The sequence below is a fragment of the Lentibacillus populi genome, from assembly GCA_014642895.1.
Lineage (GTDB): Bacteria > Bacillota > Bacilli > Bacillales > Amphibacillaceae > Lentibacillus_C > Lentibacillus_C populi.
Genome location: BMJD01000017.1, coordinates 63421 through 79298, shown reverse-complemented (window position 1 = coordinate 79298; position 15878 = coordinate 63421). Strand labels below are relative to the sequence as shown.

The 15878-nt window shown below is 42.3% G+C and carries 15 protein-coding genes; all 15 read right to left on the bottom strand.

Going from position 1 to position 15878, the window contains the following annotated elements; genetic code table 11:
* Window positions 1-469: 469 nt before the first annotated feature.
* Window positions 470-1126 carry a TasA family protein gene (locus IEX12_RS11840; protein WP_088050115.1) on the bottom strand — a complete coding sequence of 219 codons (657 nt, stop codon included), beginning with the start codon at window positions 1124-1126 and terminating at the stop codon, window positions 470-472.
* Window positions 1127-1162: 36 nt separating this feature from the next.
* Window positions 1163-1762, bottom strand: a complete 600-nt coding sequence (sipW, locus tag IEX12_RS11835; protein WP_088050114.1) for a signal peptidase I SipW — start codon at window positions 1760-1762, stop codon at window positions 1163-1165.
* Window positions 1755-2594: an amyloid fiber anchoring/assembly protein TapA gene (tapA, locus tag IEX12_RS11830; RefSeq protein WP_230856050.1), complete on the bottom strand. Its 840-nt coding sequence runs from the start codon at window positions 2592-2594 to the stop codon at window positions 1755-1757. The genes sipW and tapA overlap by 8 nt, the downstream gene beginning before the upstream one ends.
* 159 nt (window positions 2595-2753) lie before the next feature.
* A complete protein-coding gene (locus IEX12_RS11825) occupies window positions 2754-3374 on the bottom strand; it encodes a CalY family protein (RefSeq protein WP_102415305.1) in 621 nt (206 codons plus the stop codon).
* A 558-nt stretch (window positions 3375-3932) separates the two neighbouring features.
* Window positions 3933-4553 (bottom strand): orotate phosphoribosyltransferase, encoded by a 621-nt coding sequence (gene pyrE / locus IEX12_RS11820; RefSeq protein ID WP_188725235.1) that lies wholly within the window; start codon window positions 4551-4553, stop codon window positions 3933-3935.
* Window positions 4543-5253, bottom strand: a complete 711-nt coding sequence (gene pyrF / locus IEX12_RS11815; RefSeq protein ID WP_088050109.1) for an orotidine-5'-phosphate decarboxylase — start codon at window positions 5251-5253, stop codon at window positions 4543-4545. Before pyrF ends, pyrE begins: the two co-directional genes overlap by 11 nt.
* Complete coding sequence (locus tag IEX12_RS11810; RefSeq protein WP_088050108.1) at window positions 5250-6167, bottom strand: dihydroorotate dehydrogenase; 918 nt, start codon at window positions 6165-6167, stop codon at window positions 5250-5252. Before IEX12_RS11810 ends, pyrF begins: the two co-directional genes overlap by 4 nt.
* Window positions 6164-6916 (bottom strand): dihydroorotate dehydrogenase electron transfer subunit, encoded by a 753-nt coding sequence (locus IEX12_RS11805; RefSeq protein WP_102415307.1) that lies wholly within the window; start codon window positions 6914-6916, stop codon window positions 6164-6166. Before IEX12_RS11805 ends, IEX12_RS11810 begins: the two co-directional genes overlap by 4 nt.
* Window positions 6913-10113: a carbamoyl-phosphate synthase large subunit gene (gene carB / locus IEX12_RS11800; protein ID WP_188725234.1), complete on the bottom strand. Its 3201-nt coding sequence runs from the start codon at window positions 10111-10113 to the stop codon at window positions 6913-6915. The genes IEX12_RS11805 and carB overlap by 4 nt, the downstream gene beginning before the upstream one ends.
* Entirely contained in the window at window positions 10106-11206 is a 1101-nt protein-coding gene (locus IEX12_RS11795) for a carbamoyl phosphate synthase small subunit (protein ID WP_102415309.1), read from the bottom strand. Before IEX12_RS11795 ends, carB begins: the two co-directional genes overlap by 8 nt.
* Window positions 11199-12479 (bottom strand): dihydroorotase, encoded by a 1281-nt coding sequence (pyrC, locus tag IEX12_RS11790; protein WP_102415310.1) that lies wholly within the window; start codon window positions 12477-12479, stop codon window positions 11199-11201. The genes IEX12_RS11795 and pyrC overlap by 8 nt, the downstream gene beginning before the upstream one ends.
* On the bottom strand, window positions 12439-13368 hold the full coding sequence (locus IEX12_RS11785) for an aspartate carbamoyltransferase catalytic subunit (protein WP_102415311.1): 930 nt from the start codon (window positions 13366-13368) through the stop codon (window positions 12439-12441). The genes pyrC and IEX12_RS11785 overlap by 41 nt, the downstream gene beginning before the upstream one ends.
* 293 nt (window positions 13369-13661) lie before the next feature.
* On the bottom strand, window positions 13662-14204 hold the full coding sequence (gene pyrR / locus IEX12_RS11780) for a bifunctional pyr operon transcriptional regulator/uracil phosphoribosyltransferase PyrR (RefSeq protein ID WP_088050980.1): 543 nt from the start codon (window positions 14202-14204) through the stop codon (window positions 13662-13664).
* Window positions 14205-14354: 150 nt separating this feature from the next.
* Entirely contained in the window at window positions 14355-15266 is a 912-nt protein-coding gene (locus IEX12_RS11775) for an RluA family pseudouridine synthase (RefSeq protein ID WP_088050102.1), read from the bottom strand.
* The gene (gene lspA, locus IEX12_RS11770) at window positions 15263-15733 is read right to left on the bottom strand and encodes a signal peptidase II (RefSeq protein ID WP_188725233.1); all 471 of its coding nucleotides are present in this window, start codon (window positions 15731-15733) and stop codon (window positions 15263-15265) included. The genes IEX12_RS11775 and lspA overlap by 4 nt, the downstream gene beginning before the upstream one ends.
* Window positions 15734-15878: the final 145 nt, after the last annotated feature.

Sequence of the window (15878 nt, the reverse complement as noted above, 5' to 3'; positions counted from 1 at the left end):
CTCCACCAGTCACTTGTCAGCTACCAAGCGTCTTGGTACTTACTTGGGTTGGACTTTCACCAACTCGCAATTAACAGCGTGCTGGGCACGCCAAAGGTGCAAGCGCCCGGTTAGCGACGTATGGACTGCGCCCTGCCAAGCAGGGTGGTTCGGTGTTGCTGCGCAAAGCAGCGGTTTTAACCGAACATTCCTACCGCAGGAGATAAAGGAAACATGCCCCTGCAAAAGGGGTAGACGTGAGTTGGGCGCAAAGCCCGCTTTTAGTCGGCCTTCCTTCCTACCCGAGCCGATGTTGACTTATCGTACGGAGGTGAAGGAAGTTTACTACAGCTTTAGAGCTGGAGCCGGACGTGGCCTGCTCTGATGTAAGCATAACTGCGTCTCAAATTTTATACTTTCTTTAGTTTTAAGAAAAGCGAACAGTAATGGAGTGCTGTTCGCTTTGTCAAAATATTTAAATACAAAAATGCTATACCCGAAACCTGCCAATACGTTTTAACTTTTGATATAGCAGCAGGATTCCGCCAACTAGTAGAAAAATTCCCCCAATTAATAATAGGGTAAACATACTTGTAGCAGTGTCCGGTAATGGTGAGCCTCCTGACGGTGAACCATTTCTACCAACCAGCCCCTGACTACTAGCTTCATCCGTAAGATTACCTTCTCCTTCAGCAGTAAATTTAATTGTGAATCTTGCATCAAGTCCCTGATACTCATTTCCTAGATGTTCCGGAAACCGTATAGTAAATCCTAACTTTTCTTCACTGGACGACGCTAAGCTTCTTGGCGGTAGTTCATGGAGATCGGCTAACTTTCCACTATATATTTCTCCATCTTCGTCACTAATTTCTAGTAATAATTCGTTATATAGTTTTACCGATTCACTCGTATTTTCCAATTTTATATAATAATTAAAATCTTTTAATCCATTATTTTGCACAATCATTGTTCTTGGCACCCAATCCCCGGGTTTCATATCTTTAATATGAAATAAATACCTGCTTGGCTTAATCCCAATGTCAATTTCTGATGTTGCATTCTCCGAGCCGTAAACATGCCTATCAGGAAGGAAAAAAGTGCCTATCATCAAAGCAACAGTAGCCGCTAACACTAGTGTTTTTTTCAACCGTTTCACCCCATTTCTCAGCACTCACAACATCAATTAGCTGGACGCCTCTGCACTTTCCTTCACTTGACCTTTATCTCTTTGATTTGACGCCTCTACCTCTGATAATGTCTTCCAAATAATAAAGATCGAATAACCGAGTAACAAAATGCCCGGTATTAATAATAGAAAGGCACCATTTTTTGATTGGACAAAGTTACTAAAATAGCCAACGTACGGGATGGTGAAGCCAGTATATTCTCCAACCACATTTTCTGATAAAACCGGATCCATGTCAGGGGCGTTATTATTATCCCCCTTTGTTTGATAAATTGTGTGTTCTCCGCTTTTTGTAACGTCTACGATTCGATGAGTAATTACGGTTTTTTCGTCAGCTTGAAACGTAATTACATCATTTTCTTTGAATCTGGTCATATCGCCTCCAGGCTTAACTGCGATAATTGAACCTGTCTTGATACCGGGTTCCATGGAGCCGGATAGGACGGTTTTTAATTGATAACCGAAAATCCCGGGTTCTCCACCGGAAAATTTAGATATAATAACAACAGCAAGCATCCCGATTAAGATGGTGAATAATAGTACTGTCGTAATATTGTTAAGCCATTTCCATACTTTTTTCCCCTGCTTTTTACTCATCTTTGTCAACCTCCTCGTTTACAGCGGATTCTGTTTGTTTTGCATTTGGCTTTTGTTTTTGATCCTTCGAAGTTGACTGTTCTCCAGATGATTCATTCTTGTCTGTTTTTGTTTCGTCATTTTCTTTTGACTCGGTTTTTCCGGTGGGATCTGATGAACCGTTATCTGTTTTATCTGCGCTATTCTCCACTATCTTTTCGGAATTCTTTTGTTCGTCTTTAGACTGATTATCTTTAGCTGCATTGGTTTTTTCCGAATCATTATTTTCTTCGGATTTATCCTCAATGTTTCGTTCATCTTGTTTGTCTTCCTCGGCTTTCTCCATACATTTAACCATTACTTTTTCGCTCCAGATCTCGTGTCTTGACTTTTCATCATTTTTATATCCTGGACGTTGCAATGCTTTAAACGTATAGGACCCGACTTTTTCAGCATGAAAGGATAACGTTGTGATGCCGCCTTCTTTTATAGGGTCAATGCTCCCTGCTGCTATCTTTTCCCCATTATTTTTTGGATTTCCATTTTCCGAATAGTAGATTTCATATTCAGTTGGCCCGATCATCGTAAAGCCATTATTTTTAATTTGCACACTTATATCCGTTGGCGGGCAGGCTTTGACATTTTGTGTCGGTTTTCCTATGAATTCAAGCTCACTCTGATCCCACCATTCTCCGGCCTGAATGACATGTTTATCCGTTTTTCCGTCGTTAAAATATGCCCCAGTTCCAGATATTAAATAGCTAAATGAAAAAGTGGCCAAATAAAACACAGCAATCATTTTTGTTAGCAAGATAAACTTTTTTCTTGACTTAAACTTTCGCAAACGACTCATTCGCAAGGAAATACCTCCCTATTAAGCACCCATGAATATGGATTAAATTCTGTTTGGGGCAAAAAATAGCTTTTATAACAATTCATAAACACAAAAATTATATTGTGTTTATGAATTGTTATAAAAAGGGGAGGAAGGGGTTGACTTCCTCCCGTATTCTTATCTGGACTCACCTTTTGTTTGCTGAGCATCAAAAGTCCATGTAAGGTCTAAAGAATCTCCTTGGAATTTATTTTGATCATTGCCATTATCCACAAATTCAAATTGAACTACAAGATCGTCGTGATCCCCAACTTTAAGACCACTTCTTTCGTCTCCTAATCCCAAAAATGCCCAAATTTTGTTTTTAACGGCATCCGGCATTTCACCTTTTAGTTCAGCTAAAGTTGTTGATGCTATAACATTTTCATGAGGATATTGAAAAATTGAGTCTTTATCATAGTTTTTTAAGAAATTCACTCTAATGTGTTCCCCAAAATCTTCTCCATCGTTATCACCATTTTTATCATTTACAGTATAATCAGTAAGAATATTTACTTTTGAAATATCCAATGTTCCCTCGTTGGTAAGTACGAATTCCCGAGTCATCCAATCACCAGGCTTTAAATTATCCACATCAATAATCGTGGTCGGATCGACTGACAAATCTAATGTACCTGCAGCAAATGTATTATTTGTTGCTTCTGCATCACCGAAATACGCGAAAGTACCTCCCCCAATCAATGCTATACCTAGTGCTGCTGATGCTACTCCCATTCCTAGCTTTTTCTTAATACTCATTCTTGTTCCTCCCTGTAACTAATTTTTTATTTTGAACTCAATGATGAGACAAAATCATGCCCGGTAATTCTATTTGGTCATCCGTTACATATACTAAGTTAACGGCCCTTTTTCTCTCCCATCCTCTACTGTTCTTCATTAACAACAAGTTGTTCTTTATAGGGAACATAACAATTGTGAGTATAAGTCATACATTTCGTTTTGAAAAGGCTTAAATTCAACCGTTTGTGCTCAATTAAGAACGATTTACTTCAATTATCTTCAGTTTTCTTCCAATTACGTACAATTTTAAATTTTATTAAGAACAATATGGATTTTATAAGAACAATCGCAACTAAGAAAAGCGCAAGCGCCCGTTTAGCAACGTACAAACTGGAGCACTCCGCAATGAGATAAAGGAAACACGGTGAGCTGGAAGCGAACCGATGTTGACTTATCGTAGTGAAGGAGTGTGAAGTTTGCTAGTTGCTGGGCGCTGGAGCTGGACATGGCCAACTCTGACGCAATCAGAATAGAGCCTAAATTTTTATACTTTCTTTACCTACAAAAAAAGACTCCTCAGTGAGAAGTCTCTAGTAAATCACGCCACGACTGCAGCTCTCGATATTGTTCATTATTAATTGTTTCATCTTCCACCAGCAATCGTAATAACTCATCATAATCCGTAATTGTCCGGAAAGCAAGATTTGCTTGCAAAAATTGCTCTTTTGCCTTTTTCAGTCCGTACGTAAAGATAGCGAGTACACCAAGCACTGTTATCCCTTCTTTTTCTAATGCCTTGGCAGATTCAATTGATGACCCGCCGGTGGAAATCAAATCTTCAATCACGATAGCTCGTTGTCCCTTTTCAAGTTTCCCTTCTATTTGATTCCCTTTGCCGTGTCCTTTTGGCTTCGATCTGACATAAACCATCGGCAGCCCCAGTCTATTTGCAACCCAGGCGGCGTGAGGAATTCCGGCAGTAGCGCATCCGGCAATTACATCAGGCTTTTGCTCCGATTGTTCGATTAATTGCACAAATGCTTGAGCAATTTTCGCACGTATGTCTGGATAAGACATCGTAAGGCGGTTATCACAATAAATCGGTGATTTAATTCCAGATGTCCAGGTAAAATAATCTTCTGTTCTAATTTGTACTGCTTGGATGTCCAGTAAATTACGTGCTATTTCACGACTCAGCTCCACAATTCCACTCCTCCACCACTTTGTTATATGCTTTTTTCGGGTCTTGCGCGTTGGTTATTGTCCGTCCGACAACAAGAATATCCGAGCCATTTTTACGGGCAAATGCCGGTGTGGCAACACGTTTTTGATCATTTGTCTCCGCGTCCTGCAATCGTATACCAGGTGTCACGGTTAGGTAAGATGACCCGCACACTGCTTTGATCCGCTTTGCCTCATGAACGGAACAAACAACACCATCTGCTCCGCTACGATTGGCAAATTCGGAAAGGCGAACGGCATTGTCCTGAACATTCCCTTGTATCAGCAATTCATTATTCATAATAGTATGATCCATCGACGTCAAAATCGTAACCGCAATCAGCTTCGTATCATATTGAGAACCCGACAGCAGGCCTTCTTTTGCTGCTTGGATCATTTCACTGCCACCGAGCGCGTGTACATTCACCATATCTACCTCCAGCCTGGCCAGATTTTTCATTGCGTTTCTTACCGTTGTTGGAATATCATGCAGCTTTAAATCAAGAAATATCGCATGATTGTCCTGCTTTAGTTTTTCAATCACATCTGGCCCTTCCCGGTAAAATAATTCCATCCCCACTTTAACCGGGACTCCATACAGATCATGTTGATCAATGAAATGTTTTGCTTCATTCCATGTCGGAAAATCCAAAGATAAATAGATAGTCTGATTCATTCTTCAACATGCCCCTTTCCGATCGCAGCTTCTGCCGATGCGAATCCGTACTCTTTCAAAACCGCCGGTAACGCATCAATGATTTCGGAACAGACAAATGGATTCTGGAAATTGGCTGTTCCAATTGCAACCGCACTAGCACCCGCAAGTAAAAACTCCAGAACATCCTGAGCATTTGCAATACCACCCATTCCAATAATTGGGATCGAGACATGCTGCTTTACTTCATAAATCATCCGAATGGCGATCGGTTTAATCGCCTGGCCGGAAAGCCCACCTGTTTTGTTTGCAAGCAGTGGCCGCTTACTTGATAAATCAATTTGCATTCCAGTTAGTGTGTTAATCATCGAAAGGCCGTCCGCTCCAGCTTGTTCAACGGCTTTTGCCATCGAAACAATATCGGATACATTTGGGGACAGCTTTACATACACGGGCAGATTGCTCACCTTTTTCACTTCTTCTGTCACAGTAGCTGCCATACCGGGATTGGTGCCGAACTGGATCCCGCCCTCTTTTACATTTGGACAGGAAATATTCAATTCCAGTGCATGAACAGCATCCGTTTGATTAAAAGCCTCGGCAACATTTACATATTCTTCAAGTGTACTTCCCGCTACATTTGCGATAATTGGAATGTTATAGGTTGCTAGATTTGGTACTTCATGGGCGATAATTTTTTCTACACCGGGGTTTTGCAAGCCGATGGCATTTAACATGCCTGCCGCTGTTTCTGCTACCCGTGGTGTTGGATTACCAAAACGGGCACTTCCTGTTGCTGCTTTCATAATGACAGCCCCGAGTTTGCGTAAATTATAAAACTCGCTAAATTCCCGGCCAAACCCAAAACAGCCTGATGCAGGCATAATCGGATTTTTTAGTGTTAGACCAGGTAATTGAACTCCCAAGTTTGTCATAATATCACCTCATCTGCGGCAAACACTGGACCGTCCTGACAAATTTTTTTATAGCCGGGCTCTTCGTTTGCCGGAATAACGCAGGCAAAACACGCTCCGATACCACAGCCCATACGTTCCTCCAACGAAATGTATCCCTGTTTATTACGCAGTTCTTCTGTTACTGCCTGAAGCATCGGCATTGGCCCGCAAGAGAAGTAGTTATCAAATTGTCCCGTCTGATCGAGCACATTCGTAACAAATCCCTTGTGTCCATAGCTGCCATCATTGGTTACAATCCATGTTTCCCCAAGTGCAGCAAACTTTTCTTCATAAAATACATGTGCCTTCGTTTGAAACCCCAGTACCGCCTTAACATGAATACCTCTCTCCATGAGTTCCTTACCCAGGTTATAAAGTGGGGGAATACCGATCCCCCCGCCTATCAGTAATGCTGTTTTCATCGTCTCCATATAAGGAAAGCCATTCCCGTTAGGCCCAATTGCATCAATCGTCATTCCCGGCCTGTAAGCTGCCAATTGCTTCGTACCAGTTCCTATTCTTTTAAACAGGATGACAACAAGTTCTTTCTCCTGGTCAACATCGGCAATCGAGATCGGCCTGCGCAATGTATGCCCCTCCACCTGCAAATGTAAAAACTGGCCTGGCTTCGCATTCCCTGCTATATAGGCATTTTCAAGAACCATTTCGACCGTGTCCAAGGCAATTTTCTCTACAGATCTTACAACCATCGTTAGTCGTTTTTTCATGGCAAAACAACCTCTTGCCCTGTTAGTGGCTGGGCACTGAATGTGGTGGAATCAATCACATTTAAGATGGCGTTCGCGGTATCTAAACTTGTTAAGCAGGCAATTCCATGTTCAACTGCTTCCCGGCGAATCCAAAATCCGTCAGATCGCGTTTTTTTACCAGACGTCAGGGTATTAACAACAAATTGCACATCCCCATTTTCGATAATTGATAATACATTTGGTTGATCCGCTCCAACCTTTCCTACTTCCGTTACCGGGATTCCTCGTTCTTTTACAAAAGCAGCAGTTCCGGTCGTTGCATACAGCTTAAATCCAAGTTGATGAAAACCGCATGCGATGGAAAGTACCTCCTGTTTATCCTTATCAGCAACGGTCAAAAGTACAGCACCTTCCTGCGGCACCGATAAGCCCGATGCAACAAGTCCTTTGTAAAGGGCTTTTTCCAACGTTTTATCATGACCGATCGCTTCTCCGGTTGATTTCATTTCCGGTCCGAGAATGGTATCAACACTGCGCAATTTTGCAAACGAAAACACTGGTACTTTTACCGAAACCGTATTATGCTCCGGTAAAATTCCTGTAGCATACCCCAGTTCTGAAAGTGTTTCCCCTAAAATGCATCTTGTTGCCAGATTAGCCATCGTAACACCCGTGATTTTACTTAGGAAAGGGATCGTTCTACTGGCTCTTGGATTAACCTCAAGGACGTAAACATCATTATTCCGGACGATAAATTGGATATTGATCAGCCCTTTTACATGCAACTTACTGGCAATTTTCACGGTAGCATCCATACATTTTTGTTTCACAGCCTCACTGATTCGCTGTGGGGGATAGACAGCGATGGAATCTCCGGAATGGATACCTGAACGCTCGATATGTTCCATAATACCTGGAACAATGACCGTTTCCCCATCACTGATTGCATCCACTTCGACCTCAATGCCGGTAATATATTGATCGATCAAAATCGGGTGTTCGTTCTCCGTATCATGTGATTTCGCCAAATAAGCCTGCAGTTCTGACTCGTGATAGACAATTTCCATCCGGCTGCCGCCAATGACATACGATGGCCTGACCAAAACGGGATAACCTATTTCTTTGGCAACTGTTAATGCCTGATCGAACTTCTTTACTGACCTTCCCTTTGGCCGCAATATCTGTAAATCATGCAACAATTGTTCAAATTTATCCCGGTCTTCAGCTTTGTCAATTGCAGCTAAATCCGTTCCAAGGATTTTGACTCCGCGCCGTTCCAACCCTGCTGCCAGATTAATTGCTGTCTGTCCGCCAAATTGGACGATAACACCTTCTGGCTGCTCTAAATTAATTACATGCATGACATCTTCCAATGTAAGTGGTTCAAAATAGAGCTTATCAGAAATACTGAAATCGGTTGATACGGTTTCCGGATTATTATTCATGATAATCGCTTCATAGCCCAGTTCCTTGATTGCCAGCACAGAATGAACCGTAGCATAGTCAAACTCGATTCCCTGTCCAATTCGAATCGGGCCTGATCCAAGAACAAGAACTTTTTTGCGATCAGATTGAATGGATTCATTTTCATCTTCATAGCTACTGTAAAAGTATGGGGTTTCGGATGCGAATTCCGCTGCACACGTATCAACCATTTTGTATACCGGTTGGATGTTATGATGGAGGCGAAATTCATATACCTCATCAACTGGTTCATTCCATAGTCTGGCAATTTGCGTATCCGAAAAGCCCAGTCGTTTCGCTTTTGCTGCTATTTCCAATGAAAACTTATTGCGTTTTATTGTTTCCTCTAATTCCATTAACTGTGCCAGTTTGACTAAAAAGAAGCGATCGATTTTTGTCAGCTGAAAAATTGCTTCAACAGACATGCCACGCCGGAAAGCTTCAGCTAATACAAACAATCGCTCATCATCTGCTTTCGGAAGCTTTTCTTTAAGTTCATCAAGCGGCAAATCAACCAGACGTTTAAGCCACAATTCTTCTGTTCCGACATCAAGCGACCGGATCCCTTTTAAAAGTGACTCTTCAAAATTCCGCCCAATCGACATGACCTCACCCGTTGCTTTCATTTGTGTCCCAAGATACCGGTCACCGGTAACAAATTTATCAAATGGGAACCGTGGTATTTTAGTAACAACATAATCAAGTGCCGGTTCAAAGCAGGCGTAGGTATTACCGGTAATCGGATTGATGATTTCATCCAATGTTAATCCGACAGCTATTTTTGCCGCCATTTTAGCGATTGGATAGCCCGTAGCCTTAGATGCTAATGCTGATGAACGACTGACTCTTGGATTTACCTCAATAATGTAATAGTTAAAGCTGTCTGGATCAAGTGCCAGCTGGACATTACAGCCACCTTCAATTTTTAGTGCGCGAATGATTTTCAGCGAAGCATTTCTGAGTAATTGATATTCGCGGTCGCTTAATGTTTGTGATGGTGCTACAACGATGGAATCACCTGTATGAATACCGACCGGGTCAACATTTTCCATATTGCAAACAACAATCGCCTGATCATTTTTATCACGCATGACTTCATATTCAATTTCTTTAAAACCGGCGATATTTTTTTCAATTAAGCATTGATCAACAGGTGATAATGCCAGACCATTGCGGGCGATTTCCCTTAGTTCCATTTCGTTATAACACATACCACCACCTGTTCCACCAAGTGTGTATGCTGGCCGTACAATAACAGGAAAACCGATTTTAGCAGCAAAGTTGCACGCTTCTTCAACCGTGTTAACGATTTGACTGTCTGGGACGGGTTCCTGCAATTCCTGCATTAGCGAACGAAATTTTTCCCTGTCCTCCGCTTGTTGGATTGCCTCCAGTGCTGTACCAAGTAAAGTAATATTGTATTCGGCAAGTATACCTGTCTTTTCCAAGGCAACAGCCAAATTTAAGCCCGTTTGTCCGCCCAATGTAGGAAGTAGCGCATCGGGCTGTTCTTTACGGATAATTTTGATCAAAAACTCCGTCGTTAGCGGTTCCATATACACTTTATCCGCTACTGTATGATCGGTCATGATTGTTGCTGGATTAGAGTTGGCTAAAATGACGGTATACCCTTCCTCCTTTAATGCCTGACAGCCTTGCGTTCCGGAGTAATCAAATTCAGCTGCTTGTCCAATGACGATTGGGCCGGATCCGATGACGAGAATTTTCTTGATGGATGTATTTTTAGGCATATGCTTCCTCCTCGTTTTTCGCTTTTACAGCGACAATCATTTGCAGAAATTCATCAAACAAGTGGTTCGTATCTTCCGGCCCTGGTGAACTTTCCGGGTGATATTGAACAGAGAATGCCGGATGAACAGTATGTCTGATTCCTTCTACACTGTTGTCATTCAAAGCAATTTGCGTCAGGGCCAGATTTGTTCTTCCCAGTGATTCATGTGTCACCGCATAGCTGTGGTTCTGTGATGTCATATATGTTTTCCCTTTTTCCAGATCCTTGACTGGATGATTGGCACCGCGATGACCAAATTTCATTTTTTCCGTATTTGCACCACAGGCTAAGGCAAGCAGCTGATGGCCCAGACAAATTCCAAAAAGTGGAATTCTCCCTAACACTTCTTTTAGCATTTCGATCGCTTCCGGTACATCTTTTGGATCTCCGGGGCCATTTGTCAGCATAATGCCATCAGGTTTTAACCGTAAAATATTGGAAGCTCCGTAGTTATATGGTACAACCGTTACGTGACAATCATGTTTGGTGAGCTCCCGTAAAATGCCATGCTTCATGCCAAAATCAACGAGTACAATTCTAAGACCGCGTCCAGGTACAACGTATGGTTTGGCTGTAGATGTCCGGTGTACTTGATTCGTTCGTTTCGGTGTTTGCTTTAACCGTTCGATTACCTTTTCCACCGGTTCATCACATGAAGTGATACACCCTTTCATCGTGCCGTACAGGCGGATAATTTTTGTTAATTTCCTTGTGTCAATCCCGGCAATCCCTGGAATATCATTAGCCTGCAAAAAACTGCTTAAGCTTTCGTCGCTGCGGAAATTGGATGGATGTTCACAATATTCCTTTACGATAAACCCATGAATAAATGGTGTTACCGTTTCAAAATCATCCCGATTTATCCCGTAATTTCCGACTAATGGGTATGTCATCATCACGATCTGCCCACAGTACGAAGGATCGGAAATAACCTCCTGATACCCGGTCATTCCAGTATTAAATACAACTTCTCCGCTACAGTCTTTTGTACTGCCGAATCCTTCGCCGATAAAAACAGAACCATCTTCCAAAACAAGCTGTCGTTTATGCATGTGTATCCTCCTTGTAGACTACTTTCCCTTTCGCTATCGTCATGACCGGTAACCCAGTCACGGTCCAGCCTTGAAATGGTGTATTTCTTCCTTTTGAATAAAAATTACGTTTATTAATACGCGATGCTTTTTCCAGATCCACTAATGTGATGTCCGCAATAGCACCCTCCTCCATCCGGCCATACGGTAACCTAAAAACAGCTGCTGGCTTTACTGTTAGCCAGTCTATTAATTGGGTAAGGGAGCATTTATTTGTTTTTACAAGCTGGGTGTACAGCAAGGGAAAAGCTGTTTCTAACCCGACAATGCCGAACGGCGCTTTCTGAAACCCTTGTGCTTTTTCAGTTTCCGCATGTGGAGCATGATCGGTCGCGATAAAATCGATCGTTCCGTCAAGCAGACCTTCGAATAATGCTTTTTGATCGCCTTTCGCCCGTAATGGTGGGTTCATTTTAAAATTGGTATCGCCCGTTTGGATATCTGTTTCATTTAAGAGCAGATGATGAGGGGTAACCTCGGCCGTCACCTGGATACCTGCTTTTTTGGCATCACGGATAACGCGAACAGACTCCTTTGTGCTGACATGACAGACATGATAATGACAGCCACTCGCTTCCGCCAGCAGGACATCACGGGCAATTTGTACCGATTCACTTAATGACGGGATCCCTGGCAGCTTGAGACGCTCACTAATTTCGCCATCGTGGACAACGCCGTGGTAAACAAGTGTATTATCCTCACAATGCGCAACGACTGGTTTTCCGCACGCCGCTGCTTGCTTCATGGCCTGAAACATTTGATCAGCCGTTTGGATCCCGACACCGTCATCAGTAAAGGCAAAAGCCCCTAAACTGGCAAGCTCACGAATCGGCGTTATTATTTCCCCTTTTAATCCTTTTGTAATAGCGGCGTACGGCAAAACCCGTACCACTGCATCTTGCTTTATTTTTTCCTGAAGCTCCTGCAGTACGACCGGATTATCTGGTACCGGATTCGTATTCGGCATCGCACAGACCGTTGTAAATCCGCCTCTTGCAGCTGCTTCTGTTCCAGTTTTAATTGTTTCTTTATGCTCCCCACCCGGTTCTCGCAAATGGACATGAACATCAACAAAGCCTGGCAGCAGCAGATTACCCTGGCAATCAATGATTTGGTAAGCTTCTTTCGTGATCGTTGAACCCATTTCTATGATTCTTTCGTTATCAATAAGTACATCGAGGTCTTCTAGTTGATTAGTAGGAAGCAACTTTTTTGCGTTCTTTAGTAAGATCATGGATGAACCCCCGTTCAGCTAATAATTTTGTAATAATTGCCATACGTACATAAACACCGTTTGCCATTTGTTTAAATATCCGTGACCGTTCGCATTCAACCAAGGTCGTATCGATTTCCACCCCGCGATTGATTGGGGCCGGATGAAGAATAATTGCATGTTTCTTCATCCGTCTTGCTCTCTCTGTTGTCAAACCATAGTGTTGTAGATATGTCGTATCCTTGTCTACATATTTTTCCTCGTGCCGTTCATGTTGAATTCGCAATAACATCATGACATCACACGTTGCTGCTGCTTCATCCATCGAAATATATGGGAAGTCCAATGTCGTATCGGCAAATTCCGGTGCTCCTGAAAAGTAAACATTCGCACCTAATCTCTGCAGGGCGTATGCATTTGAGCGGGCAACACGGCTATGTTTTATATCACCGGCTATCGCCACGTTAAGACCGGTAAATTTGCCAAATTCCTGGTAGATTGTCATTAGGTCCAGCATACATTGGGTCGGGTGTTCCCCTTTTCCTGCACCAGCATTAATAATTGGAATCTCGATAGTTTGCAGGAGATTGTCATACCATGTATCGTCCTGATGACGGATAAAGAGGATATTTGCCCCGATCGCTTCATACGTTTTTGCCGTATCGTACAATGTTTCACCTTTTCGGACGCTTGATGTTTCACTATGAAAATCCAATACATCCATCCCCAGCTTTTTCTGGGCAACGATAAAACTCATTTTCGTTCTCGTGCTTGGTTCGTAAAATAAATTAGCTGCAAATAATTGTTGCGTTACGTTTCGTGTTTCACCATGACGAAATTCCTCTGCTGTTTCAATAATGGAAAATATCTCCTCTTCTGACAAATGGTTTACCGATATAAAGTTTCGCACAAGCGCTCCTCCTTTTAGTCCCAAAAAATCCAATCTTCATTTTTTAAAGCCATATTGGCCACGTCCAGCTTCAGGGCCCAGTGTTTTGCATTTTCTCCATAAAAAAACCTCTTTGCATAAGATCGCAAAGAGGTACGGCAGACAGAAGTCGGACATCAGGGGTCGGAAGTCGGATGGGAAGCGGTCGTTAGAATAGCCGATTCCATCCTGATTCAAACCATCTTTTCTTCTGTATACACGTAATCTAAAACGACCTTATAAATCTCGCTGGATTTAATTAAAGGTCTGCCTATTTATTTTTCAAAAATGGATACTTGATCTGTCTCATCTGTTTCATTAAGCTGGACAACGATTATTTCCTTTTCTGAAGTTGGGATATTTTTCCCCACGTAATCAGCACGAATCGGCAGCTCCCTGTGTCCGCGGTCAATTAAGACTGCTAATTGAATATGAGATGGTCTGCCCAGGTCCATTACAGCATCCATTGCCGCGCGTACAGTTCGGCCGGTAAACAATACATCATCGATCAAAATGACATTTTTACCGGCGAGCTTAACTGCAATATTCGTTTCCTTCAGTTCTGGATCATCACTTTCCACCGCTTTTTCCAAATCATCACGGTAAAGGGTAATATCCAATTCGCCTATCGGAACCGTAATTTCTTCTATCTGCTTAATTTTTTCCTGCAGACGTTTGGCGATCGGTACTCCTCTTGTTTTAATCCCGACTAAAACAAGATTTTCCCCACCTTTATTTTTCTCTACAATTTCATGAGCAATCCGGGTTAACGCCCGGTTAATTGCCTGCTGATCAAGTATTTCCGTCTTTTTCTTCACCATTTCACCTCGATTAAAAAATCCCTTTCTCCATGAGGAAAAAGGGATTTGGTATAAAGCCAAACGGTCGGTTCCTTTTTAGCCTCACAGGACTATAATTTAAAGGATCTTATTTACTTGTATTTATTATGGCAAAGCCAATCCTATCTGTCAATACATTTTTTTAATTTGCTTTAGCAGATCGCGGAATACCGTTGGTGCCTCGCTTGTAAAATGCATCCAATTCTTTGTCCGTGGATGTGTGAAGCCGAGTACTTTCGCATGCAAGGCCTGTCCGCCTATATCGAGGGTCTTCTTTGGACCATATTTTGGATCACCAACAAGTGGAAAACCAATATATTTCATATGGACACGAATTTGGTGTGTCCTACCTGTTTCCAACCGGCATTCAACATGGGTAAAATGCTCAAAACGTTGCAATACGGTAAAATGGGTGACAGCAGGCTTTCCCTGTTCGACAATGCCCATTTTTTGTCTATCTTTTGGATCTCTGGCAATTGGCGCATCAATCAATCCTTTATCATGTTCAATTACTCCGTGGACGATTGCTTCATATTTTCGTTCGACATCCTTTGCCTGCAGCTGTTCAACAAGTGATGCATGGGCCTGATCATTCTTTGCAACAACTAATAACCCGCTCGTATCTTTGTCAATCCGATGGACAATCCCCGGACGTTCGACACCATTAATTCCCGATAGATCATGACAATGAAAAAGAAGTGCGTTAACGAGTGTCCCGCTGGCATGTCCAGCAGACGGATGAACAACCATCCCCCTTGGCTTGTTGACAACAATGACATCGCGATCCTCGTAAACAATGTCAAGCGGGATATCCTCTGGTGTAACCGATAACGACATTGATTCAGGTATCGACCATGTTACACGATCCCCTGATTGACACTTGTAATTAGCCTTGACAATATTGTCATTGACCGCAACCAAACCCTGATTGATCCACGTTTGTACCTGGGAACGGGAATTTTCCGGATTTATCTCAGCCAGCAGCTTATCAATTCGTATTTTATTTTGTTCCCTTTGCACTTCGTATTGCTGCTCGGTCATTTCGCTGTCTTTCCTTTCCTTTTCTCATCCAAAAAGGTTGCTATTAAAACAAGAATAACACCTACAGTTAATGCTGAATCCGCAACATTAAAAATCGGAAAATCATAACCGAATATAATAAAATCAAGAAAATCAACAACCTCTTGCCGAAAAAGCCGGTCGATAAAGTTGCCGATTGCCCCACCCAAAATCAGACTAAGTGAAACTGCAAGCAGGATGCTGTCTTTCCCGAACTTTTGCATATAGTAGACAACCCCGATGATCACCACGACAGTAATGATATAAAAGAAGATCATTTGGCCCTCTAAAATTCCCCAGGCAGCACCTGTGTTTCGATGAGAGGTTATGTAGAAGAAGTCTTTCATAACGGTGATTTGTTCGTACAATTCCATGTTTTTGACAATGATCCATTTTGTCAGCTGGTCAATTCCAATGACAACTACTGCAAGAAGGTAGTACCAATACATGAAGACTTTCCTCCAATTCCTATTCTATTCCTATTGCATTTTACCACAAAAAGTCACGCTTTGCCTTATAAGCGGGAAAATATATACTGCTGCGATACAAATACCAGCACAGAAACATAAGAATGCTGATTATAAACCAGCATTC